This is a genomic window from Pseudomonas sp. P1_F7 (genome assembly GCF_056405655.1).
Genome location: NZ_JBFUBR010000005.1, coordinates 281,401 through 304,142 on the forward strand (window position 1 = coordinate 281,401; position 22,742 = coordinate 304,142).

Below are 22,742 nucleotides of genomic sequence, written 5' to 3' on the forward strand. Positions count from 1 at the left end.
CCCTTCACAAACAGGTCGGCTTGTCATCGCCCTTTACCTGCCTGGCTCTGTGATGGCTGGTTGCCCAGGATCCTCAGAGTCTCACAAGCCCCTTTCGGGAACGCCATCAGTATTGTCCGAAATCCCCCTACGAACAACCGCTGGCAACTTGCCCATCTCAACCAAATCTGCTGCGCTTATAGGCCTAAGGCCTTGCGTACAGCGACTTTGACCGCAAAAAACTCATCTGTTTCAAGTTGTGAAATGACGTAAGTGCGCTTCCCTCGACGATCTCGGCTCTTTATTCGGTCGAGCCTGGAAAGACTGACGGTGGCAACCATATCGCATTTAGCCCAACAAGTCGGACTTGCTCCCTGCAGATGATTCGGCAGCTCTAGATGGTGTTCAAGCATATGATCCGGAGCGGTTGTACTAAGCGGCACAACCGTCACCAACAAGTTGTTGGTTCTGTGTTTGCGAATCACGACAACAGGTCTGACCTTGATCATTTCGGGAACTTCGTAACCCCTGAAATCACAAATCAGTACGCTGCCTTCCTTGGGTTGATATAGAAGTGGCATCCATGGCACTCATCTAAAGAAATCGATTCTGCTCAATATCGGGTGAATCACGAAACCGGATCCGTTACGTGAAGTGTCCCTGCGTTCAAGCCCCTTATCTCTACTCGTCAACAGCTCAACAAATACCTTGGTGATCGGCGACCATTTGATCCTTGCGCTGCACCAGCCACGCCGCCACCGGATAAAGCTGCCCAAAGCAGAAGTGTTGTGTGTGTGACGTTGTGCGGCGTGCTGGATTGAGCGCCTTTCGGCCCCCCTTCACAGACAGGTCGAGTTGTCATAGCCCTTAACGTGTCTGGCCATGGGATAGTTGGTTGCCCCGGATCTTAAGGTTCTCATTAGCCTCTTTCGGGAACGTTGGGTGTGATTCGCGAGCACGCTCAATTGTCGCAAGCGCCTTGGCGACGAATTCTGGATCCCCTCCCCCCCACGTCCATACAAACATCCAGATATTCTGCCAAATCCTCTTCGGTCTTTAAGTATTCGGTAGAGTCCCAGCGACGGAATTGACCTGTCATGATTTGCTCCGGCTTGCTCGATGTAAGGCGAATTGAGCGTTACCACGTATGGGAACAATCAATGGGGTGATCAGGGCGGATCAAGATTATCCAGCACCCGATTCACCGCCAGCTCCCCCAGCATGATCGATTGCTGGATCCCCAGCAGTGTGTGGCCCTGCGATCCCTTCAGGTCTCTGGCGAAGTCACTTGCCATGACGTTTGCCGAGGCTAGCGACACGCAGGCGTATTCCAGCAGGGTGTGGTTGTCGATATCGGGGGCGATGAGGAAGAGGGTGCTGGGTTGGTGTGGCGCGTCCCGATCGGTATCCGGTTGGTTCGGCGTATTGGTCATGATTCAGCGTCCTGAAAGTGGGGGCCACACCGAATCGCTACTGATCAAAAGGGTGGCAGCTGTACGCAGGTTAGCAGACCGGGCCACGATGAAACCGGCGCGCCAGAAGGCGCCCTGCGCACAGCTACCGTCAAAAGCAGGTATGGATATACCTGCCTATCAGGAGCGCAAATGCGCTTCATTGTGGACACGGGCTGCTAAACCCGATCACTGACAATCAGTGACACGAATCAAGTTAGCGATGACCCTCAAAGCGCACAAGCCGGCGGATTCTGGAGTAGTTGCAGGCAACGTCGCAAGGCGCTGTAGCCGTTGCGAGGGATTTCGGAAATGTCCCACGGCGGGTGGTAAAGCGTCCGGCAGGACTGATGCTTCTTGCTCCATACAGCTGGTCTTTTTGGTGTTCTCTCGGACGCCATCGCGAGCAAGCTCGCTCCCACAGGGTTTCCCGGCACTTCCAAAATCGTGTTCACACCGCTGAAACCTGTGGGAGCGAGCTTGCTCGCGATTGACTGCGCAGCAGTCACGCCTCTAACGGCTCGACCTTCCTGGTCAACAACTCCACAAACGCCCGCGCCATCGCCGACTTCTGGTCCTTACGCTGCACCAACCACACCGCCGACACCGCCGCCGGATCGAGCAGCGGGCGGTAGACCACACCGTCGATGCGCATCCGCTGATAAGACGCCGGCAGCACCGACACACCGAGCCCCGCCGCCACCAGCCCAATGATGGTCATCGCCTCTCCTGCCTCCTGGGCGAAGTGCGGGCTGAAGCCGGAGTCCCGGGCCAGGCTGAGCAACTGCGCATACAGGCCACTGCCGTAGCTGCGCGGAAAAAATACAAAGGGCTCAAGCGCCAGGGCTGACAGAAACAAGCCCTCCTCGCTGCCCTCTACCAACGGGTGCTTGGAGCTGAGCACCGCAACCAGCGGCTCGCGCATCAACTCGACCACACTGAGGCAGTCCGGCAACCCGAGCGGGCGCATGATGCCGACTTCAATCGACTCGTCCACCAGCGCATCGGCCACCTGGGTGCTGCTCATTTCCCGCAGGTTCAAGTGCACCGCCGGGAAGCGCTGGCGAAAAGAGAAAATCGCCTGGGGAATGGTCGAGTTGAAGGGTGCCGACGAGGTGAAGCCGATTTTCAGTTCACCCAACTCGCCCAGTTGCGCCCGTCGCGCGACATCCGCCGCTTTGTCGACCTGCGCCAGCACCAGCCGCGCCTCTTGCAGAAACAGCCGACCGGCCTCGCTCAGCTCGACCCGACGATTGGTACGTTCGAACAGCCGTGCACCGACTTCCTGCTCCAGCGCCTGAATTTGCTGGCTCAGCGGTGGCTGGGAGATGCCCAGCACCTGTGCAGCGCGGCCGAAGTGCAGTTCTTCGGCGACGGCGATGAAGTAGCGCAGATGACGCAATTCCATGGAAACCCCATTAGGTCGTAAAAGCTATCAAACAGGTCGAACAATATATTGGATTGAATCATTAGCCAGCTATATGCTTTTTTCATTGCCTGACCGGCTGTGCCCTCCGAGGTCCCACGTGAAAACTGCTGTCGCCCCACTCGCCCATGAAGTTCCTCCTGCAGCACCGGACGCTATCGCCGCTGAGCTGGCGGAGATCTACATCGAAAAAGGCACCCCGGCGTTCATGCGCACGGTGCTGGCGTTGTTCTGCGGCGGCTTCGCGACTTTCGCCCTGCTCTACTGCGTGCAGCCGATGATGCCGCTGCTGTCCCACGAGTATTCCATCAACGCGGCGCAAAGCAGCCTGATCCTGTCTATCGCCACCGGCATGCTTGCCATCGGCCTGCTGATCACTGGCCCGATTTCCGACCGTATCGGGCGTAAACCGGTGATGGTGGCAGCACTGTTCGCCGCTGCGCTGTGCACCATGGCCAGTGCGATGATGCCGAGCTGGCACGGTGTGCTGCTGATGCGTGCACTGATTGGATTGTCGTTGAGCGGCCTGGCGGCGGTTGCGATGACTTACCTGAGCGAAGAGATCCACCCACAGCACATCGGCCTCGCCATGGGGCTGTACATCGGTGGCAACGCGATAGGCGGGATGAGCGGACGCTTGATCACCGGGGTATTGATCGACTTCGTCAGCTGGCACACGGCGATGCTGGTGATCGGTGGCCTGGCGCTGATTGCCGCGGCGGTGTTCTGGAAAATCCTCCCGGAATCGCGCAACTTCCGCGCCCGCTCGCTGCACCCGCGCAGCCTGCTCGACGGTTTCACCATGCACTTTCGCGACGCCGGCCTGCCGCTGCTGTTTCTTGAAGCCTTTGTGTTGATGGGCGCGTTCGTCACGCTGTTCAACTACATCGGCTATCGCCTGCTGGCCGCGCCGTACCACATGGAACAGGCCTTCGTCGGGTTGCTGTCGGTGGTGTACCTGTCGGGCATCTACAGCTCAGCGAAAATCGGCTCGCTGGCCGACAGACTCGGCCGCCGCAAAGTGCTCTGGAGCACCATCGCGCTGATGATCGGTGGTCTCGCCCTGACGATGTTTACGCCATTGCCGCTGGTGATCATCGGCATGCTGATCTTTACCTTCGGCTTCTTTGGCGCCCACTCGGTGGCCAGCAGCTGGATCGGCCGCCGCGCCACCAGGGCCAAGGGGCAAGCATCGTCCTTGTACCTGTTCAGCTACTACGCCGGGGGAAGCATCGCCGGTACGGCGGGTGGCGTGTTCTGGCACCTGGGCGGCTGGAACGGCATCGGGTTGTTCATCGGCACGCTGCTGGTGATTGCGCTGCTGGTCGCGTTGAAGCTGGCGAAGTTGCCGTTGTTGCCGCAGAACACCTCGGCTATTTGAGTACCAGCCGAGCCTCCAGGGCATCGTCGCGTTTTTCCAGGGTCAGCGATTGCAGCGCGACACCGTTGCGCTCCATGCCGTCGAGCCACTGCATCAACGGCTGCGCATTGCCATTGAGGGTCAGGCGCAGCAGATCGCTGTCGCTCTCCATCTGACGGATTTCCAGCCCCGCCGCTGTGGCGCTTTCGCTGATGCGCAGCGATAGCGGTTGATCGCTGTCGACGGGGACGTGGCTGCGCGGTAACGCCCGCTGCAGTTGCGCGGCCAGCCCCGCCTGCTGTTGATACTGTCGCTCGACAGTTTCCAGGCGCTGCCGGGTCGGTTGCCAGATCACACTGAAAGCCACAACCGCCAACAAAAAAGCCCCCAACACCTGCAACAGCCGTTGTTCGCGCACGGAAATGCGCCGCCATGCTTGCTTCATGCTTCGTCCTCCACGGTGAGGGTGGCATGCACCCGGTCAGCAGCTTTGTTCGCGCTATCGAGCCGGACGGGCATGCCTTGTTGTCGTCCGCGTTCACGCAATTGCTCCAGCTCGGCAAAGCTGCTGGCGGTCAGCTGGATTTTCCAGCCTTCGCCGACCCGGAACTCGATGCGCAGGACCTCGACCGGACTGGCGCCGACCACCTGCTCAATCAACTGGACCAGCCCCGCAATGCGGGTATCTTGCGATTCGACAGGTTGGCTTTGCAGCGCCTTGAGTTGCGCTGCCATATCGACGATGCGGCCTTGCTCAGGGTAAAGCGCCTTGAATCGCTGTTCATTTTGAGTTGTGAGGCGGCGGGCTTCGCTGTCGAGGAAGCGGATTCGCGTTTCACTGGCACCCCAGGTCAACAGCGCCAGCATCAACAGCGCCCACCCGCCGGCACGCCAGGGCAGACGCTTGCCGCGTGGGGCGAATGTGCCTTGCAACAGGTTGATGGCCCGGGTTGGACGGCGGGCCAGGCATTGGTCGACTACTGCGGGGGCCTCACGCTCATCCAGCCATTGCATGTCCTTGGGCAATAACGGAGTGAGCAGTGCCAGGTGGTCTTGCGACAACGCCATACGCGCCGACAGGCCTGCGCCCAACAACCAGCGACCGAACCACCATGCGCCGTACGGCTGATCGCCGGACAACACATCTGCATCGACGAACACCCCGCGCACCTCAATACCCGCCTCGCGCAGCAAGTCGAGCACGGCGGCCAACCGTTCGCGACCAATGACCATGACCGGGTAGCAGCCGTCACGATCACGAGCGCCAATGCTCAGATGCACGACCTCCAGCGCTTCACTCAGTTGATCTTCCACGGCGTAGGCCATGGCTTGGGCTTCGGGCATACGTCGCGACGGCCATGGCTCGCTACGAACCCAACTGCACATTTCCATAGGCAGCAGCACATCGACCGCCTGCCCCTGCAATGCCGAGGCCGCTTGATTCAGTGGCATCGGCTGACGTTGACCGGTTTGTGACCACAGGACGCAGGGCCAGAGGCTGGATGGCGCGTCCTGGCCTTCGGCGGTCAGGTAAAGCCAAGTGTTCATCGCGGTCTCTCGTGGCTGTTCATGGGAAGAAAACGTCGTTGCAGCACCGTCAGCTGTCGAGTCTTGGGGTCGTGCCCGACATCCGTGGCCAGGTGCAGTTCGCGCCCGCCCCGGGTCACCTGCACCCTTATCCGATACCAGCGGCTTTGGGTACCAAGTCCGTGATTGTTCAGGCCCTGCCCGGAGAGCAACGGGTCCTGCGTAAACGCCTGGACGCTCGCCCAGGGCGTTGCTGCCGCCTGACGCGCCAGCGCATCGGCGGTCGCGGCGTCCACCTCGCCGAGCGTTCTCAACAGCAGCGCCGGTGCGGTGTTGATGTTCAAGGCGGCGTCGGTGGGCAACAGCGCCACCCAGGGCTCCAGCTGCTGCAGCAAGCGAGCGTCAATGCCAGGTAGCAAGCGCAGCTGGCTCAGTTCCCGCAGTGGCCCGACCTGGCTCAGTTGCAGAGGAGGCAGTTCGAGCAGCTCGAGCAGACGTGCCCAACGATTGAGGGTGACTTGATCCACCTGCCCCTGGCGTAACAACGCATTGAGATTGAAGCGCCCGGCGAGGTCGTCGATATCGATAAGGATCTGCGCATCGTCAACCTCGAAGTCAGGCGCCATGTCAGTCCAGCCTTGCAACCGTTCGACGGGTTTTTTCGCGTCCTGCAACGCGTCGCGCAACAGCAACAACGCCCACGTTTCCCCGCCCGATGCGAGTTGCCGCAGCTGTATCTGCTGCAACTGTTGCCCACTGCTTTGCAGCGAAAGGTGATGGCTGCGCAACAGGCCACCGATGATCAGCAGTGCCAGGCTCATGACCAGCAGTACACTGATCAACGCGATGCCACGTTGGTGCCCGTTCATGGCAAAGCACCCGGCATCGGCAACACCCGACGAATCGATTCGAAGCGCCCGACCGAGACGTGCACCTCCAGCGCCAAGGGCGCCTTTGCGTCCTGCCCGGCCGGCCAATGAGCGACCCAGCCGGACTGGTTGTCGAACAGACGCCAGCTCAACTCGCGCACACCTTCCAGCAGTTTTTGTCGCTGCACGAACTCCGTACCTTCGCCCTGGCTTTCGCGCCACAGCACGCCGCCGTCGAGTCGATAGGTCAGCGCCTGACGCTCACTTCGCGGTTGGTCCAGAGGATTGCGCCAGTGACTACGCTGGAACTGCAAAAGCGCCGGTGCGAGTACCATCGGCTGTGCGGTAACGTGCAGCAGATCCCGCTCGATCACCGCCACCGCTCGTTGCAGGCTCCTGAGTGCTCGCTCGTGGGCTGTCGTGCCCTGTTGCACTCGCAGCACGCCATCGAACAAGCCCCAACTGGCCACCCCCAGCACGGCGAAGATGGCCATGGCGATGACCAGCTCCAGCAAGGTGAACCCGCGCTGCTTATTCATGACCCGCGAGTATCCAGCCGCTGGCACGATGCAAGGCGTGCGCACTGTTCGCCGGGCTGACCTGAATGTCGATCTGGAGCAAACGCGGATCGCGGGTGGCGCTGATGTGCTGTTGCAGCACCCAGTCGCGCTGATCCATGGACACGACCTGTTGTTGCTGACCGGCCGCCAAGCCGGATTGCAGGCGAAGCTCGTTCAACCGGTTGTCCGCCAGCCACGCCGCAAAAAGTCGCTCCTCAACAGCGCCGCGCTGCTTCACCGCGTATTGACTGGCCGACAGCACGGCTGCCGCCAGTGTCGCGAAGACCGCCAGGGCCACCATGATTTCCAGCAGTGTGAAACCGCCCATGGCGGATCGGGATCGCGGGCTAGCCATCGATCACCACCTCGCCGTGGCCATCGCCGGACAGGCTCAGCCAGGCCCTGTTGCCGGACTCGAATGTCAGGGTGAAGGCACTGGTTTCATCGTTGCTGAGTATCAGCAACTGCGGCGGTCCTTCATCAGCGTCCAGCTCTACCCCATAGCCGTCCTGCTGAAAACGTACTCGCGCGCTCAGGGGCCAGCGAGAAAGCGCCGCCACCGGCTCCCACCCGCGCACTTCCAGGCGCATCGCCCGGTAGCCATCGGTACTCAGCCTTAGGCCGTACTCTTGACCTTCGAACACGGCGCGCTGACGCAACTGATGGATCACCTGCATCATCGCCTCGGCTTCCTGCTTCACCTCACGCGCCGGACTGCCCCCACCGGCAAGGCTCACCATGCCCAGCAAAACGCCGACCAGTACAATCACGATCATCAATTCCAGCAAGGTAAACCCCCGGCAGCGGTAGCCCACCGATCAATGGCCCCAATTGCCGATTTCGGCTGCAACCCCTTCGCCGCCCGCTACGCCATCGGCGCCCAGGGAATACAGGTCGTAAGTGCCGTCTACCGATCGCACACCCGGATTGAGGTACTGATAAGGCGTGTTCCACGGGTCGACCGGCATGCTCTTGAGGTAACCCTGAGGGTTCCAACCGCGTGCCACGGGCAGTCCGGAGGGACGCTTGACCAACGCTTCCAGGCCTTGCTGGGTCGAAGGGTAATGGGCGTTGTCGAGGCGATACATTTCCAGGGCAGTGGCGATGGCCTGGATATCGATTCTGGCGGCAGTGACCTTGGCTTGATCAGGGCGGCTCATGAACTGCGGCACCACGATAGCCCCCAGCACGCCGATGATGACCACCACCACCATGATTTCGATCAGGGTAAAACCGCGTTGCGCGCGGGAAAGGTTTTTACGGACAGGTTGCATGGATCAATTCACCAATTGGTTGAGGCTGAGAATCGGGAGCAGGATGGCCATGACGATCAGCAGCACGACGCCGCCCATCAGCACCAGCATCGCCGGCTCGAAGAGGCTCACCACTAGCGCAATGCGTGCGGCGAGGCTGTTTTCCTGTTGTTCGGCGGCCCGGGCCAGCATGCGGTCGAGTTCGCCGGCACGTTCGCCGCTGGCGATCATGTGCAGCATCATTGGCGGGATGTCGCCGCTCAGTTCCAGGCCGCGGGTCAGCGTTCCGCCTTCGCGGACGGAACGGGCGACGTCGACCATCCGCGCGCGGATGGTCAGGTTGCCGATGACCGCGGCGGCAATTTCCAGGGCGTCCACCAACGGCACGGCACTTTTGCCGAGGATCGCCAGGGTGCTGGCAAACCGCGCGGCTTCCATGGCACGCAGCACTTCACCGATGACTGGCGCATTCAGCACCCAACGATGCCAGCGCAGGCGCCACTGCGGCTGCTGCCAGCTCCAGCGCCAAAGGCCGAACAACGTCGCCAGCACGCTCATCAACAACAGGAAATGGTTGCGCAGGCCGTTGCTCACGCCGATCAGCGCCTGGGTCAGCCAGGGCAACGGCTGGCCACTGTCGACGAAGATCTTCACCACATCCGGCACCACATAACCGAGCAGAAAACCGACGATTGCTGCGCTGGCCAACATCAGGATCAACGGGTACACCAGGGCCATCTGAATCTTTTGCCGTGAGGCCTGGCGGGCCTGGGTGTAGGCCGCCAGTTGCTCCAGCACATGGCCCAGATGCCCCGAGCGTTCTCCGGCGGCAACGGTGGCGCGGAACAACTCGGGGAAGGCCCGGGGAAATTGCCCCAGTGCCGAGGCCAGGGCGTGGCCTTCCATCACCCGGCTCCTGACCGCGAAGAGCAGGCCTGCGACCTTGCGCTTTGAGCTCTGCTGCGCCACCGCATCGAGCGCTTCCTCCAGCGGTAGTTCGGCCTGAACCAGCGTTGACAGTTGCAACGTCAACAGCGCCAGATCAGCAGCACTCAGGCGCCCACCTCGCGACTGCTGGCCCGCACCGCCGCCGGCCCTGACCTCGATCAAGACACGCGGCCACAAACCGCGCTCACGCAACAACTGTCGCCCATGGCGGGGTCCATCGGCCTCCAGTCGTCCCTTGCAGGATCGTCCCTGGGCATCGTGGGCGCGGTAGTCGAAGGTCGGCACCGGTCAGCTCTCCTGCGTCACACGCAGCAACTCATCGAGGCTGGTCAATCCTTCCAGCACCCGCTGGCGCCCGTCCTGGAACAGGCTGTGCGAGACCTTGCGCGTTTCGTCGACCAGGATTTGCTCACTGGCGCCCTGATGGATCAGCGCCGAGACAGCGGGTGTCACGCTGATCAGTTCGTAAATGCCGATGCGTCCGCGATAGCCGTGCTGGCACTGTTCACAGCCCGAGGCCTTGAACAGGGTGTGCGGCGTGGCGGTGTCTAGCCCCAGGCGCTGGCAGGCCGCCGCGTCGGCGAGGTACGAAACCTTGCAATGGGGGCACAAGGTGCGCAGCAGGCGCTGGGCCAGAATGCCCACCAGCGAGGACGCCAGCAGGTAGGCATCGACGCCCATGTCTACCAGCCGCGTGACCGCGCCGGCCGCGCTGTTGGTGTGCAGGGTCGAGAGCACCAGATGTCCGGTCAAGGACGCCTGGACAGCGATCTCGGCGGTTTCGCGGTCACGGATTTCACCAACCATCACCACGTCCGGGTCCTGGCGCAAAATCGCCCGCAGGCCCCGGGCGAAGGTCATGTCGACTTTCGGATTGACCGGCATCTGGCCGACACCCGGCAGGTGATATTCGATCGGGTCTTCGACCGTGAGAATATTGCGGGTCTGGTCATTCAGGCTGCTCAGCGCAGCGTACAGGCTGGTGGTCTTGCCGGAGCCGGTCGGCCCGGTCACCAACAGGATGCCGTGGGGTTTGCCCAACAACTGGCGCAGGGCCGCGAGGGTATCGTCCGGCATGCCCAGCCGATGCAGGTCCAGGCGCCCGGCCTGCTTGTCGAGCAGGCGCAGCACCACGCGTTCGCCGTGGGCCGAAGGCAGCGTCGAGACCCGCACATCGACTTCATGCCCGGCCAGGCGCAAGGCCATTCGCCCATCCTGGGGCACGCGTTTTTCCGCAATGTCCAGGCGCGCCATGACCTTGATCCGCGACACCAGCAGCGTCGCCAGTTCGCGCTTGGGCCTGAGCATTTCACGCAGTTGGCCATCCACCCGCATGCGCACCGACAGGTACTGCTCGAAGGTTTCCAGGTGCACATCCGAGGCGTGCTCACGCACCGCTTCACCGAGCAGCGCGTTGATCAGGCGAATGATCGGCGCATCGCCCTGTTGCTCCAGCAGGTCGGCGGTTTGCGGGACCTGATCGACCAGGCTGAGCAAGTCCAGTTCTTCGTCCAGCCCTTGGGCAACCTGCTCCACCGCACTGTGCCCCTCGCGATAGGCCGCCGCCAGGCGCGAGGCGTACTCATCGGCTCCGACGATTTGAAACGGCAACGCCCGCCCACACACCCGGCGCGCTTCCGTCAATGCGGTGAGCGGCGCATCGCTACGCAGGGCAAGGCGCAGGTCGTCGCCGTCATGCTCCAGCAACACGCCAAAACGCCGGGCGAAACCGAAGGGCAATTGCTCGCAGAGTTCGCTCATGGATTCACTGCGCCTTGCCGCGCAAATCGAACACTGGCGCGTCGCTGGCCGGTTCGAACAACCCACGCGCCTCGGACGGCAGCAACAACGAGTTGTTTTCCCCCGCCCCTGATTTGCTCAAGTCACGCAGCGCGTTGTAACGCTGCTGGCTGACCTGGGACAGGTCTTCCTTGCTGCGCACGATGGTCGGGCGCAAGAACACCATCAGGTTGCTTTTGGTCTGGGTGTCGCGGCTCCAGCGGAACAACGCGCCGAGGTAGGGAATGTCACGCAGCAGCGGCACGCCGCTTTTCTGGGTGCGCACGCTGTCCCTGATCAGGCCGCCGATCACGATGATTTCGCCATCGTCGGCGAGGATCGTGCTCTTGAGCGCTCGCTTGTTGGTGATCAGGTCCGAGGAATCAATGCCCGACACCGACGGCGCGATGTCCGACACTTCCTGCTCGACCTCCAGGCGCAACGTCGAGCCTTCGTTGATGTAAGGCTTGATCTTCAGGCTGATGCCGACGTCTTTGCGCTCGACGGTGGTGAACGGATTCTCCGCGCCGTTGCTGTTGGTGGCGTAGGAGCCGGTCTTGAACGGCACGTTCTGGCCGACGATGATTTCGGCTTCCTGATTGTCCAGGGTCAACAGGCTCGGCGTGGACAGCAGGTTGCTGTGGGTATTGCTGGCCAGGGCTGAAATCAGCGCGCCGAAGCGGTCACTGCCCAGTTGCAGAATCGCCCCTTCCGGCGCCGATCTTTTCTCGTCGAACTTCAGCCCGCCGACGATCGGAATGTCGGTGCCGGGAAAGTTGATGAAGCCCTTGGCGTCACCTGTGTTGAGGTTCCACTGCACGCCGACGGCCTCGGCGATGTCGCCGGAAATTTCGACGATGGCAGCATGGATCAACACCTGGGCCCGTGGCTGGTCCAGCTGACGCACGATGTTTTCGATGGTCCGTACCTGCGCCGGCTCGGCAATCAGCACCAGCGCGTTCTGGCTTTCGTCGGCCTTGATCATGAAGGTTGCACCGCCAGACGTGTCCTTGGCGCTGCCGACCGCGGATGTCTGCTTTCTGCCCTGCCCCATCGACTCCAGAATCTCGGCCAACTGCTTGGCATCGCTGTGACGCAAGCGAATCACCCGGGCATTGTCGAGCGTCGTGGTGGCCGGCGTATCGAGACCTCGGGCCAGTTCGATCAAACGCTGGCGAACGACCGGCGGGCCAATGAAAATCAGGCGATTGGTCCTGGTGTCGGCCAGAACCTGTATCGCTGACTCGGCATTGCGCTTGCCCATGGACGCCTCGATCACCGGTGCGACATCGCCCGCCTGGGCATGCTTGAGCTGAACCACCGCGTGCAGGTTGTTCTGACCGGAGTCCAGTTCGCGGATCACCCGGGCGATGCGCTTCACATTGGCAGCCGTATCGGTCAGCACCAACGCGTTGGCCGACACCGAAGGCCCGACATAACCATTGGCAGACACCAATGGCCGCACCAACCCGGCAATATCGGTGGCGCTACCGGTGTTCAAGCCGATGACTTCGGTCACGAACTGCGACGCCGTGGTGGTTTTTACCGTGCCCTGGCCGGCCCGGGTCCTGGCCTCGGCGACCGGAGTGATGAGAATCCGGTCGCCCTCATCGATCACCGTGAAGTTATGGGCGTCGAGCACCGAATAGAACAACCGGCGCACCCCTTCACGATCGAGGGCCTGCCGGGACATGACCGTGACGCGACCGGAGACTTTGGGGTCCAGCACCACGGTGGTCCCGAGAATGTTGGAGATCTCTTCGACGATGTCGCGCAGCTCTGCGTTGTTCATCGCCAGCTGCCATTTTTCTTCGGCGCGAAGCGTGCCCGAAAAGGCTGCAGCCGCCAAAACGGCAAGCAGAAACATGGAGCGCAACCAATGCACACCGTCGAAGCTGTTCATGAAATTCATCACTCTGGTTGCCCGGAGAGCGGGCGTAAAAAACGCGTGGTCGTGGTAACCGGTTGAGAATCGACGGATGATTCGAGTCCCTTCAGAAAACGTGCGCCAGAAGGCACGAGCGTTAGCAGCTCTTCTCGCCCCTTGTTCCACAGTGCAACCTGGTGGGTCTCGATACGACGCAGGACGCTGCCGCCAGGCAAACGCTCACCCACCTGATAGAGACGAGAGCCTTGTGCATTGGCCAGCAGTGCCTTGGATAATCCGTTGCTGACAAAGCTCGCTTGCAAAGTCAGCGGCTCGGCGCTGGGCTGCGGTGTGGCCTCCGTCGTCAGGCCGAACACGATGGCAATCGATGCTGTTTCGAGCGGCTCACGTACAGGCACCGTCACCTGGGTTGCAATGTCGGGCGACGGTGAAGCCAGATGCTCGCGAAATTCCATTTCCTGCCACGCCAGAAACACCGCGCCGCCCACTGGCAATGCGAGCCAACAAACGCTGCTCAGGCACGCCCGAAAGCGTTGTCCGGAGAACTTCGAAACTTTCATTCTCAATTCGATACTCAACAGAGGCGCCTGGCTTCAGGCGACCTTTTCCAGGCCGCCTGAAGCCAGTTGCGAGGACTTACAACTTGTCCCACGCCATGTGCCAGTGAGCACCAACACCCGGCTCGAAGCCATTGGCGGTAGGGCTGTACTGCTTGCAGTAACCCGACTCGGGGAACGGCTTGCACTCAAAGACTTCGTCGGTCTTCGGCTGCAACACCTTGGTACCAGCGGTGTAGCCGCTGAAGCCTTCAGGGAACACGAAATCGTATTCGACGCCCGCGCCTTCACCGGTCATCTGGGTGGTCTGGGTATCCTGACGGGTGGTGCGGCCATCCAGCGTGGTGCCGACCAGGGTCAGTGTGTGCGCGCCCGGGTTGCTGCGCACATCCATGGACAGCGAGGTGGAGCCACTGGCCACTTGTGCCGACGTGGTGCCTACCGGTTTGTTGTTCTGATCGAGCAAGGTCGCTTCGACGTTCATCGGGCGGTTCGAAATCATGCTGAACTCGACCTTGGCCCGGCCTTTATCCAGAACGTATTCGGCTTGCTGCGAGGCCACCGACATGCGCGCAGCGGCGTCTTCCTTCATGCCCAGCTGCACTTCGTAGCGGACTACGCCGCTTTCTTTTTGCACGTAGAGGCGGTTGGTGCCTTTGACCGGGACAACATCGCCGCTGTCGTCACGGATACCGGCGCGAACCAGGGTGTGGGTCGCGTTGATTTTTTCCGCCAACTTGAACGACCAGTTTTGCGGCGTGCCGTCTTCAGCGTTGTCGATGCTGATTTCGACACTGTAGTCCGGGCTCTCGCCATTGGCGGTGAACGCGCGGGCCTTGACCTTGTCACCCACCAGCAATGTGGTCGATGGCGCAATGCTGCCTACCGGGGACCAGCCGCCCGGCAGCTCCGGTTCGGCAAGGATGTTCACGTCTGCAACGTTGTAAAACGCGGCGTCGGTGTCACCGACGGTCCAGATCGCCAGGATGACGTGCTGGCCGGACTTGTCAGACGGGAGGGTACAGTTGTGCTTGGCGCCCGACGCCGGCAACTGGTTGCCGCCATCGATGGTGCAGAACGGCGTGCTTTCGAAGGTGACGCGCTTGAGCGACTCGTTCGGGTTCCAGCCGTCGCGGGTAATGAAATACTCGTGCTTGGTAGCCGGGTGGGCCGCGGTGTAACGCCATTGGAAATCGATATTGCGATCCTTGATTTCCGTCAGGTGCCAGCGAGTGGCTGACTGTGCGTCCATGGCGGAAAACAGCGCGTGACCGCCGCTGGCGATCTTGCCATCGACCGGCCCCTGCAACGGTGCACCGCCAACGCCTGCCGGAAAGCCCTTGAAGGTCTCACCGACACTCTGTGGTTCGTACTGGGCGCCACCGCAGTTGGTGTTCAAACCTTTCTGGCAAGACAGTGCACGCGAAGGTGGTACTTCCAGATAGCCATGGGCGGAAACGGTTTGAGAGGACAGCATTGCCGATAACAGGATCATCGATGAAGTGCAGGCCGTTAATGCACTTCTTTTATCAAATGTAATTTTCATGATGTATTCCAGACTGCTTATCGAAAACAACGCACCTTGCGGGCGGCGATGTTCCCTTCGTTATTGTTCAGCATTGCGCTGAACAGGGGTCTGGAACCTTACGGGGATGACGAAGAGTTCTATGTAGGAGTAATCGTCCACGTAGGCGGGAATAGTCTATGCATTCAATTTTCCGACAAGAAAGGAAACACTCTTACAAGAAGAAACGCTTTGTCCATGCAGTGTTTGTAGGACATAAAAAAGCCTGTCCGGCTAGAGGCGGGACAGGCTTTAGAACAGCGTTGACCGTTATTCGTGATATTGCGCCGACAATTCATGCACGGCATGCAGGAATGCACCCGCGTGTTCCGGATCGACTTCCGGCGTGATGCCATGGCCGAGGTTGAACACATGGCCGCTGCCCTTGCCGTAGCTGGCCAGAATACGCCCGACTTCTGCGCGGATGGCTTCCGGCTTGGCGTAAAGCACGGTCGGGTCCATGTTGCCTTGCAGCGCCACCTTGTCGCCGACACGGGCGCGGGCGTTGCCGATATCGCAGGTCCAGTCCAGACCCAATGCATCAGCACCGGCGTCGGCGATGCTTTCCAGCCACAGACCGCCGTTCTTGGTGAACAGGATCACCGGCACCTTGCGGCCTTCGTGCTCGCGGATCAGGCCGCTGACGATTTTTTTCATGTAGGCCAGGGAGAACTCCTGGTACGCCGCCGCCGAGAGGTTGCCGCCCCAGGTGTCGAAGATCTGCACCGCTTGCGCGCCGGCCATGATCTGGCCGTTGAGGTAGCTGGTGACCGACTGCGCTAGCTTGTCCAGCAACAGGTGCATGGCTTGCGGGTTGTCGTAGAGCATGGCCTTGGTCTTGCGGAAGTCTTTCGACGAGCCGCCTTCGACCATGTAGGTGGCCAGGGTCCACGGGCTGCCGGAGAAGCCGATCAGCGGTACACGGCCATTGAGCTCGCGGCGGATGGTGCTGACCGCGTCCATCACATAACCCAGGTCTTTCTGCGGATCGGGAATCGGCAGGGCCTCGATGTCGGCCAGGGTGCTGACGACTTTCTTGAAGCGCGGACCTTCGCCGGTTTCGAAGTACAGCCCCTGGCCCATGGCATCGGGGATGGTCAGGATGTCGGAGAAGAGGATCGCCGCATCCAGCTGTGGATAGCGGTCGAGCGGTTGCATCGTGACTTCGCAAGCGAACGCCGGGTTCATGCACAGGCTCATGAAATCGCCGGCCTTGGCACGGCTGGCGCGGTATTCAGGCAGGTAGCGACCGGCCTGACGCATCATCCACACAGGGGTGACGTCTACGGGTTGCTTGAGCAGGGCGCGCAGGAAACGGTCGTTCTTCAGGGCAGTCATGTCGGCATCCGGAAAAAAAGTGAGGGCATTTTCTCAGAGCCGGGCGCAAAAGGCACGGTTGCAGGTCAGCCTTTTGTCTATCGGGTCAATTTGTCGCAATGTAAACGCAGTATTCGTAACACCACGAAACAACTGTGGGAGCGAGCTTGCTCGCGATGATGGCTTCACATTCAACATCTCTGCTGACTGATCCACCGCTATCGCGAGCAAGCTCGCTCCCACAGGGGGTATTGCATTTGGCTCTGGGTCGGGGTTAAACGCCCAGGTAATCCAGGATCCCTTCCGCCGCATTGCGGCCTTCGAAGATCGCCGTCACCACCAGGTCGGAACCGCGCACCATGTCGCCACCGGCGAAGATTTTCGGGTTGCTGGTCTGGTGCTTGTACTGACCTTGTTCCGGCGCCACCACGCGGCCCTGGCTGTCGGTCTGGATTTCGAACTGCTCGAACCACGGCGCCGGGCTTGGACGGAAACCGAAGGCGATGACCACGGCGTCGGCCGGGATGATCTCTTCGGAGCCCGGGATCGGCTCGGGGCTGCGACGGCCACGGGCGTCCGGCTCGCCGAGACGGGTCTCGACCACCTTCACGCCTTCGACCTTGTCTTCACCGACAATGGCGATCGGCTGGCGGTTGTAGAGGAATTTCACGCCTTCTTCCTTGGCGTTCTTCACCTCTTTGCGCGAGCCAGGCATGTTCGCTTCGTCACGACGATAGGCGCAGGTCACCGACTTGGCGCCCTGGCGGATCGACGTACGGTTGCAGTCCATCGCCGTGTCGCCACCGCCGAGAACCACGACCTTCTTGCCTTTCATGTCGACGAAATCTTCCGGCGACTTTTCAAAGCCCAGGTTGCGATTGACGTTGGCGATCAGGAAGTCCAGCGCGTCGTACACGCCCGGCAGGTCTTCCCCGGCAAAGCCGCCCTTCATGTAGGTGTAGGTGCCCATGCCCATGAATACCGCATCGTATTCTTCGAGCAGTTGCTCCATGGTCACATCCTTGCCCACCTCGGTGTTGAGGCGGAACTCGATACCCATGCCGCTGAAGACTTCGCGACGATTGCTCAGCACGGTCTTTTCCAGCTTGAACTCGGGGATGCCGAAGGTCAGCAGGCCACCGATTTCCGGGTTCTTGTCGAACACCACCGGGGTCACGCCACCGCGTACCAGCACGTCGGCACAGCCCAGGCCCGCAGGCCCGGCACCGATGATCGCGACACGCTTGCCGGTCGGCTTGACCTTGGACATGTCCGGGCGCCAGCCCATGGCGAACGCGGTGTCGGTGATGTACTTCTCCACCGAGCCGATGGTCACCGCGCCGAAGCCGTCGTTGAGGGTGCAGGCACCCTCGCATAGACGGTCCTGCGGGCACACCCGGCCGCAGACTTCCGGCAGGGTGTTGGTCTGGTGCGACAGCTCGGCGGCCTGGAGGATGTTGCCCTCGGCCACCAGCTTCAGCCAGTTGGGAATGAAGTTGTGCACCGGGCACTTCCATTCGCAATACGGGTTACCGCAACCCAGGCAGCGGTGGGCCTGGTCGGCCGACTGCTGGGGTTTGAAGGGTTCGTAGATTTCCACGAACTCTTTCTTGCGTTGACGCAACAGTTTCTTCTTCGGATCCTTGCGCCCGACCTCGATGAACTGGAAGTCATTATTCAGACGTTCAGCCATTTTAAAACCTCATCAAACTCTTCAGGCGCATATCACTGCGGGTTGGCACGGGTGCTGGAAAGCAACGACTTCAGGTTGGCAGCCTTGGGCTTGACCAGCCAGAAACGGCGCACGTAATCATCGAGGTTCTCGGCGAGTTCACGACCCCACTCGCTGTCGGTTTCCTCGACGTACTCGTTCAGCACGCGTTGCAAATGGCTACGGTAGGCTTCCATCGCCTCGCCGCTGATACGCTGGATTTCCACCAGTTCGTGGTTGACCCGGTCAACGAAGCTGTTGTCCTGGTCGAGCACGTAGGCGAAACCGCCGGTCATGCCAGAGCCGAAGTTGTAACCGGTCTTGCCCAATACGCAGACGAAACCACCGGTCATGTACTCGCAGCAGTGATCGCCAGTGCCTTCCACGACAGTGTGGGCACCGGAGTTACGCACGGCGAAACGCTCGCCCGCAGTGCCGGCGGCGAACAGCTTGCCGCCAGTGGCGCCGTACAGGCAGGTGTTGCCGATGATGGCACTGTCCTGAGTGCGGTAGACGCTGCCCTTCGGCGGCACGATCACCAGCTTGCCGCCGGTCATGCCCTTGCCGACGTAGTCGTTGGCATCGCCTTCCAGGTACATGTGCAAGCCACCGGCGTTCCACACGCCGAAGCTCTGACCGGCAGTGCCCTTGAAGCGGAACGTGACCGGCGCGTTGGCCATGCCCTGGTTACCGTGTTTACGCGCGATTTCGCCGGAGATCCGTGCGCCGATGGAACGGTCGCAGTTGCAGATATTCAGGTCGAATTCAGCGCCGCTCAGGTCGTTGATCGCCGAGGTGGCCATGTCGACCATTTTCTCGGCCAGCAGGCCCTTGTCGAACGGCGGGTTGCGTTCAACACCACAGAACTGCGGTTTGTCCGCCGGTACGTGGTCGCTGCCCAGCAACGGGGTCAGGTCCAGGTGATGCTGCTTGGCGGTCTGGCCTTCGAGGACTTCCAGCAGATCGGTACGACCGATCAGCTCCTCGAGGGAACGCACGCCCAGCTTGGCCAGCCACTCACGGGTTTCTTCGGCGACGTAGGTGAAGAAATTCACCACCATGTCGACGGTGCCGATGTAGTGGTCCTTGCGCAGCTTCTCGTTCTGAGTCGCTACGCCAGTGGCGCAGTTGTTCAGGTGGCAGATACGCAGGTATTTGCAGCCCAGGGCGATCATCGGCGCAGTGCCGAAGCCGAAGCTTTCAGCGCCGAGAATGGCCGCCTTGATCACGTCGAGACCGGTTTTCAGGCCGCCGTCGGTCTGTACCCGGACTTTGCCGCGCAGGTCGTTGCCGCGCAGGGTCTGGTGGGTTTCGGCCAGGCCGAGTTCCCACGGAGCGCCCGCGTATTTGATCGAGGTCAGCGGCGATGCACCGGTGCCGCCGTCGTAGCCGGAGATGGTGATCAAGTCCGCGTAGGCCTTGGCCACACCGGCAGCGATGGTGCCGACGCCCGCTTCGGCTACCAGCTTCACCGAGACCAGTGCCTTCGGGTTGACCTGTTTCAGGTCAAAAATCAGCTGCGACAAGTCTTCGATCGAGTAGATGTCGTGGTGCGGCGGTGGCGAGATCAGGGTCACGCCCGGCACTGCGTAACGCAGCTTGGCGATCAGACCGTTGACCTTGCCTCCTGGCAGTTGACCGCCTTCGCCGGGCTTGGCGCCTTGGGCGACCTTGATCTGCAACACTTCGGCGTTAACCAGGTATTCCGGGGTTACACCGAAACGGCCGGTCGCCACTTGCTTGATTTTCGAGCTCTTGATGGTGCCGTAGCGCGCCGGGTCTTCGCCGCCTTCGCCGGAGTTGGAACGCGCACCGAGGCGGTTCATGGCTTCGGCCAGGGCTTCGTGGGCTTCCGGCGACAGAGCGCCCAGGGAGATACCGGCGGAGTCGAAGCGCTTGAGCACCGATTCCAGTGGTTCGATCTCGCTGATATCCAGCGGCGTGTCCAGGGTTTTGACTTTCAGCAGGTCGCGGATCATCGACACCGGGCGGTTGTCCACCAGCGACGTGTATTCCTTGAACTTGCTGTAGTCGCCCTGCTGCACGGCGGCTTGCAGAGTGCTGACCACGTCCGGGTTGTAGGCGTGGTACTCGCCACCGTGGACGAACTTCAGCAGGCCGCCTTGCTGGATCGGCTTGCGCGGGCTCCAGGCTTCGGTGGCCAGGGCTTTCTGCTCGGCTTCGATGTCGACGAAACGCGCACCCTTGATGCGGCTCGGCACGCCACGGAAGCTCAGGTTGCAGACTTCCTCGGACAGGCCGATGGCTTCGAACAACTGCGCACCGCGGTACGACGTGATGGTCGAGATGCCCATCTTCGACAGGATCTTGAGCAAGCCTTTGGTGATGCCTTTACGGTAGTTCTTGAACACCTCGTAGAGGTCGCCCAGTACTTCACCGGTACGGATCAGGTCACCCAGCACTTCATAGGCCAGGAACGGGTAAACGGCAGAGGCGCCGAAACCGATCAACACGGCGAAGTGATGCGGGTCACGGGCGGTCGCGGTTTCCACGAGAATGTTGGAATCGCAACGCAGGCCTTTTTCGGTCAGGCGGTGGTGTACCGCGCCGGTGGCGAGCGAAGCGTGGATCGGCAACTTGCCCGGAGCAATGTGACGGTCACTCAGAACGACCTGAGTACGGCCCGAGCGCACGGCTTCTTCAGCCTGATCGGCAACGTTGCGGATCGCAGCTTCCAGGCCGACGCTCTCGTCGTAGTTGAGGTCGATGATGGCGCGTTCGAAGCCCGGACGATCGAGGTTCATCAGCGAGCGCCACTTGGCCGGGGAAATGACCGGCGAGCTGAGGATCACGCGCGAAGCGTGTTCCGGCGACTCCTGGAAAATGTTGCGCTCGGCACCGAGGCAGATTTCCAGCGACATGACGATGGCTTCACGCAGCGGGTCGATCGGCGGGTTGGTGACCTGCGCGAACTGCTGGCGGAAGTAGTCGTACGGCGTGCGCACGCGCTGGGACAGCACGGCCATCGGCGTATCGTCGCCCATCGAGCCCACGGCTTCGTAGCCCTGCTCGCCGAGCGGACGCAGCACCTGGTCGCGCTCTTCGAACGTGACCTGGTACATCTTCATGTATTGCTTGAGCTGATCGACGTCGTAGAACGCCGAACCGTGGTCGTTGTCTTCCATGGTCGCCTGGATGCGCAGGGCATTTTTGCGCAGCCATTGCTTGTACGGATGACGGGACTTCAGGCGGTTGTCGATCGCATCGGTGTCGAGGATCTGACCGGTTTCAGTGTCCACGGCAAAGATCTGGCCCGGGCCCACACGGCCCTTGGCGATCACGTCTTCAGGCTGGTAGTTCCAGACACCGATTTCCGAAGCCAGGGTGATGAAGCCGTTCTTGGTGGTGACCCAGCGCGCCGGACGCAGACCGTTACGGTCGAGTAGGCACACCGCGTAGCGACCATCGGTCATTACCACGCCGGCCGGGCCGTCCCACGGTTCCATGTGCATCGAGTTGTATTCGTAGAACGCACGCAGGTCCGGGTCCATGGTCTCGACGTTCTGCCACGCAGGCGGAATGATCATCCGCACGCCACGGAACAGGTCGATGCCACCGGTGACCATCAGCTCCAGCATGTTGTCCATGCTCGAGGAGTCGGAACCCACGCGGTTGACCAGCGGGCCGAGCTCTTCCAGGTCCATCAGATCGTTGGTGAACTTGGTGCGACGGGCCACAGCCCAGTTGCGGTTGCCGGTGATGGTGTTGATCTCGCCGTTGTGCGCCAGGAAGCGGAACGGTTGGGCCAGCGGCCATTTCGGCAGGGTGTTGGTGGAGAAGCGCTGGTGGAACACGCAAATCGAGGTTTGCAGGCGCTCATCGCTCAGGTCCGGATAGAAGGCGGTCAAGTCCGCCGGCATCATCAGGCCTTTGTAAATGATGGTCTTGTGCGAAAAGCTGCAGACGTAGTGGTCGGTGTCAGCCGCGTTGGCCACGGACGAGCGACGACGGGAGGTGAACAGCTTGACGGCCATGTCCTGATCGCTCAGGCCTTCACCGCCGATGAACACTTGCTCGATCTGCGGCAGGCGCTCAAGGGCCAGGCGGCCGAGAACGCTGGTGTCCATCGGCACTTTGCGCCAGCCAACCAACTGCAAGCCGGCGGCCAGGATCTCGCGGTTCATGTTCTCGCGAGCGGCTTCGGCTTTGACCGGGTCCTGGTTGAAGAAAACCATGCCCACGGCATATTGCTTGGGCATTTCGACGCCGAACGTTTCCTGGGCGATGGCTCGCAGGAACACGTCCGGCTTTTGAATCAGCAGACCGCAACCGTCACCGGTCTTGCCGTCGGCATTAATCCCACCGCGGTGGGTCATGCAGGTCAGGGCCTCGATGGCCGTTTGCAAAAGGGTATGACTGGGCTCGCCCTGCATATGGGCTATCAGGCCGAAACCGCAGTTATCCTTGAATTCATCTGGTTGGTACAGACCTGCTTTCATAGACACTTTCTCACCAGGCTGCCTCTGATCGAGGCAAATTTCTTTTCAATTCAACCACTTGCCATCCGCGCCAAACGTACGCCAGCTTTGCGG

19 protein-coding genes are annotated in these 22,742 nt (G+C 61.2%); 1 reads left to right on the forward strand and 18 read right to left on the reverse strand.

The features are described 5' to 3' along the window. Window positions 1-176: 176 nt before the first annotated feature. From AC1D1M_RS09690 to AC1D1M_RS09700, 3 genes are all read right to left on the reverse strand, one after another. Entirely contained in the window at window positions 177-560 is a 384-nt protein-coding gene (locus tag AC1D1M_RS09690) for a type II toxin-antitoxin system PemK/MazF family toxin (RefSeq protein ID WP_150726602.1), read from the reverse strand. 588 nt (window positions 561-1,148) lie between these two features. Continuing rightward, complete coding sequence (locus AC1D1M_RS09695; RefSeq protein ID WP_477775468.1) at window positions 1,149-1,412, reverse strand: DUF6124 family protein; 264 nt, start codon at window positions 1,410-1,412, stop codon at window positions 1,149-1,151. 523 nt (window positions 1,413-1,935) lie between these two features. Next, window positions 1,936-2,838, reverse strand: a complete 903-nt coding sequence (locus AC1D1M_RS09700) for a LysR family transcriptional regulator (RefSeq protein ID WP_150754744.1) — start codon at window positions 2,836-2,838, stop codon at window positions 1,936-1,938. 73 nt (window positions 2,839-2,911) lie between these two features. On the opposite strand from AC1D1M_RS09700, the gene AC1D1M_RS09705 reads away from it, so the two are divergent. After that, the gene (locus tag AC1D1M_RS09705; RefSeq protein ID WP_477775469.1) at window positions 2,912-4,237 is read left to right on the forward strand and encodes an MFS transporter; all 1,326 of its coding nucleotides are present in this window, start codon (window positions 2,912-2,914) and stop codon (window positions 4,235-4,237) included. Here the strand turns inward: AC1D1M_RS09705 and gspM are convergent. The 15 genes from gspM to gltB form a co-directional block, all read right to left on the reverse strand. After that, window positions 4,230-4,661: a type II secretion system protein GspM gene (gspM, locus tag AC1D1M_RS09710; protein ID WP_477775470.1), complete on the reverse strand. Its 432-nt coding sequence runs from the start codon at window positions 4,659-4,661 to the stop codon at window positions 4,230-4,232. The genes AC1D1M_RS09705 and gspM overlap by 8 nt on opposite strands. Continuing rightward, window positions 4,658-5,764: a type II secretion system protein GspL gene (gene gspL / locus AC1D1M_RS09715; RefSeq protein WP_477775471.1), complete on the reverse strand. Its 1,107-nt coding sequence runs from the start codon at window positions 5,762-5,764 to the stop codon at window positions 4,658-4,660. Before gspL ends, gspM begins: the two co-directional genes overlap by 4 nt. Beyond that, the gene (locus AC1D1M_RS09720) at window positions 5,761-6,612 is read right to left on the reverse strand and encodes a type II secretion system protein GspK (RefSeq protein ID WP_477775472.1); all 852 of its coding nucleotides are present in this window, start codon (window positions 6,610-6,612) and stop codon (window positions 5,761-5,763) included. The genes gspL and AC1D1M_RS09720 overlap by 4 nt, the downstream gene beginning before the upstream one ends. Beyond that, window positions 6,609-7,151, reverse strand: a complete 543-nt coding sequence (locus tag AC1D1M_RS09725) for a type II secretion system protein GspJ (protein WP_477775473.1) — start codon at window positions 7,149-7,151, stop codon at window positions 6,609-6,611. Before AC1D1M_RS09725 ends, AC1D1M_RS09720 begins: the two co-directional genes overlap by 4 nt. Next, window positions 7,144-7,527, reverse strand: a complete 384-nt coding sequence (gspI, locus tag AC1D1M_RS09730) for a type II secretion system minor pseudopilin GspI (protein ID WP_477775474.1) — start codon at window positions 7,525-7,527, stop codon at window positions 7,144-7,146. The genes AC1D1M_RS09725 and gspI overlap by 8 nt, the downstream gene beginning before the upstream one ends. Then, the gene (gspH, locus tag AC1D1M_RS09735) at window positions 7,520-7,987 is read right to left on the reverse strand and encodes a type II secretion system minor pseudopilin GspH (protein WP_477775475.1); all 468 of its coding nucleotides are present in this window, start codon (window positions 7,985-7,987) and stop codon (window positions 7,520-7,522) included. The genes gspI and gspH overlap by 8 nt, the downstream gene beginning before the upstream one ends. Window positions 7,988-7,990: 3 nt before the next feature. Further along, the gene (gene gspG / locus AC1D1M_RS09740; RefSeq protein ID WP_477775476.1) at window positions 7,991-8,446 is read right to left on the reverse strand and encodes a type II secretion system major pseudopilin GspG; all 456 of its coding nucleotides are present in this window, start codon (window positions 8,444-8,446) and stop codon (window positions 7,991-7,993) included. Window positions 8,447-8,449: 3 nt separating this feature from the next. Further along, window positions 8,450-9,658 carry a type II secretion system inner membrane protein GspF gene (gene gspF / locus AC1D1M_RS09745; RefSeq protein WP_477775477.1) on the reverse strand — a complete coding sequence of 403 codons (1,209 nt, stop codon included), beginning with the start codon at window positions 9,656-9,658 and terminating at the stop codon, window positions 8,450-8,452. Window positions 9,659-9,661: 3 nt separating this feature from the next. Further along, a complete protein-coding gene (gspE, locus tag AC1D1M_RS09750) occupies window positions 9,662-11,134 on the reverse strand; it encodes a type II secretion system ATPase GspE (RefSeq protein ID WP_477775478.1) in 1,473 nt (490 codons plus the stop codon). Window positions 11,135-11,138: 4 nt separating this feature from the next. After that, window positions 11,139-13,055, reverse strand: coding sequence for a type II secretion system secretin GspD (gene gspD / locus AC1D1M_RS09755; protein WP_477775479.1), 1,917 nt, complete (start codon window positions 13,053-13,055; stop codon window positions 11,139-11,141). A gap of 8 nt (window positions 13,056-13,063) precedes the next feature. After that, a complete protein-coding gene (locus AC1D1M_RS09760; RefSeq protein WP_477775480.1) occupies window positions 13,064-13,618 on the reverse strand; it encodes a type II secretion system protein N in 555 nt (184 codons plus the stop codon). Between the two features lie 58 nt (window positions 13,619-13,676). Next, window positions 13,677-15,143, reverse strand: coding sequence for an N-acetylglucosamine-binding protein GbpA (gbpA, locus tag AC1D1M_RS09765; protein WP_477775481.1), 1,467 nt, complete (start codon window positions 15,141-15,143; stop codon window positions 13,677-13,679). 288 nt (window positions 15,144-15,431) lie between these two features. Further along, on the reverse strand, window positions 15,432-16,499 hold the full coding sequence (gene hemE / locus AC1D1M_RS09770) for a uroporphyrinogen decarboxylase (RefSeq protein WP_477775482.1): 1,068 nt from the start codon (window positions 16,497-16,499) through the stop codon (window positions 15,432-15,434). A 253-nt stretch (window positions 16,500-16,752) separates the two neighbouring features. Continuing rightward, window positions 16,753-18,171: an FAD-dependent oxidoreductase gene (locus AC1D1M_RS09775; RefSeq protein ID WP_007997363.1), complete on the reverse strand. Its 1,419-nt coding sequence runs from the start codon at window positions 18,169-18,171 to the stop codon at window positions 16,753-16,755. Between the two features lie 32 nt (window positions 18,172-18,203). Beyond that, window positions 18,204-22,649, reverse strand: coding sequence for a glutamate synthase large subunit (gene gltB / locus AC1D1M_RS09780; protein WP_477775483.1), 4,446 nt, complete (start codon window positions 22,647-22,649; stop codon window positions 18,204-18,206). Window positions 22,650-22,742 lie beyond the last annotated feature (93 nt).